At 40.1% G+C, this 1662-nt stretch carries 2 protein-coding genes; both read left to right on the forward strand.

The features are described from left to right. Window positions 1-814, forward strand: an 814-nt coding sequence (locus H740_RS08900; protein ID WP_004323090.1) for a type IV secretory system conjugative DNA transfer family protein, incomplete at its 5' end; no start/stop codon positions are given. Window positions 815-870: 56 nt separating this feature from the next. After that, window positions 871-1431 carry a hypothetical protein gene (locus H740_RS08905; protein WP_004323091.1) on the forward strand — a complete coding sequence of 187 codons (561 nt, stop codon included), beginning with the start codon at window positions 871-873 and terminating at the stop codon, window positions 1429-1431. Window positions 1432-1662 lie beyond the last annotated feature (231 nt).

The following is a 1662-nucleotide window of genomic DNA, read 5'->3' on the forward strand; positions in this document are numbered from 1 at the left end:
GATAGGATTTGCCCAGCAAGAAGAAGCCGCGCAAATTTGCAAGGAGGGCAATCTCATAATCCCTTGCAACTTCACTCACGCTGCTATCATCGGCGAGACTGGCTGCGGCAAGACCACCTCGATGATATATCCAAATTTACTCGATAGGATGCAGCGAGGACACGGAATATTCGTGTTTGACTACAAAGGTTGCGAAGGGGATGCGGTTAAGGCACTAGCTAAAAGAGCTGGCAGGCTAAAAGATGTCGTTGTTGTCGGGACATTTCTTGGCGAGAAGATAAATTTAGTACAAGATATCTCTGCTAGGGATTTTAAAAATGCCGCTAGCGCTCGCATGCAATCTCGCAACGATAGCCTTTGGCAAGAGTACGGCGCAAATTTGACCTTAACCATATTTAATTTTCTAAAAACCCTGAGCGAATTTGTAGACGTCGCTAAGAAGTATAATGTAAGAGGCTTTGATGCTGCTATCAAACTTAGCAGCACATATCCGTTCAACATCCATACGATAAGAAATTTGACACAAGAGCTTTTAAAATTTAACGAGTTTTTAGCAAGCATTAAGCGTTATTTGAGTCCAAACCCGTATTTGGTTAATGGCGAGAAAAAGGAGGTTCGCTTGAGGTTTAGAGATCTACTAACGGCTAGGCAAAATCTGATCGATATTATGAGTAGATTTGACGTTACTAATGCAAAAGATAACGAGAAGATAGCAAACGACTTTAGGAACCTTTCTATTATGACTACAGTAATCAACGAGCTAGCTGATGACGAGACGATGAATGCGGATAAAACAGTATCTCGCAGTATCTAAACGAAGGCAAGATCGTCGTATTTAATGCACTAAACTCAAGCAGTCAGACTTTAGCCATGCTTTTAGATAGTTTTATCCCTAGCTTTATCGCAAGAGCAGGTAGGGAAAACGTAATACCTATTAGTTTATTTTTGGATGAAGCCGCCAAAATAGCTAGTGAAAATTCAAATTTCCACGAGGAAATTTTGCGTCAGAGCAAGGTTGAGCTTATTCTTGCGTTTCAGAACGAATATACTTTAAAAAAAGGGCTAGGGTACGAGAAATACGAAGCTTTGATGGGAAATATGGTGGATATTTATCTGATGAAAAACAAAAGCTTGTTTACCATTGGTGCAGATGCGGTAAACTGCTCCAGGCTAAAGCCTTTTGAGTGTTTACACGACGGCGAAAAGGTTTTACTAAATCATATATTTATTAATGATCTTGAAAAACGAGAGGCGGCGTACGAGTTTGAATGTATAAATAAGCTACAAGAAAAAATGCTAGAAAAAAAGGCCAAGGGATGCGTGATGAAATTTAACGAATGGCATTTTAGAAACGGGCAAATAACTCTCGTGGACGTAAAGAGCGGAAAGGAGAAGATTGGTGAGCTAAAAGATAGTGTGCTTGGAATTTAACTGGCACATAGAGTTTGTTTAAATTTATCCTCACCCCGAGAGCTGCTTTATATCTAGTATGTATGTTTCCTTGCCATTTCGGGGGAGGGCTAGCCTGTGTGATCTCGCTAAATTTGAGAGCCTGCCTGCATTTATCCTATTAAAACGCTAAATTTTTGCTTAAATTCTCGCCTGAACTTGTAATGATATTATAAGCTCACCTCAAATTTCTCGCCGCTTTTTATCTCCATG

The sequence above is a fragment of the Campylobacter showae CC57C genome, from assembly GCF_000344295.2.
Taxonomy (GTDB): domain Bacteria; phylum Campylobacterota; class Campylobacteria; order Campylobacterales; family Campylobacteraceae; genus Campylobacter_A; species Campylobacter_A showae_B.

Bases quoted from the DNA above. Each gene is read 5' to 3' on its own strand.
- H740_RS08905 (WP_004323091.1), top strand. From the start codon at position 871: ATGCTTTTAGATAGTTTTATCCCTAGCTTTATCGCAAGAGCAGGTAGG.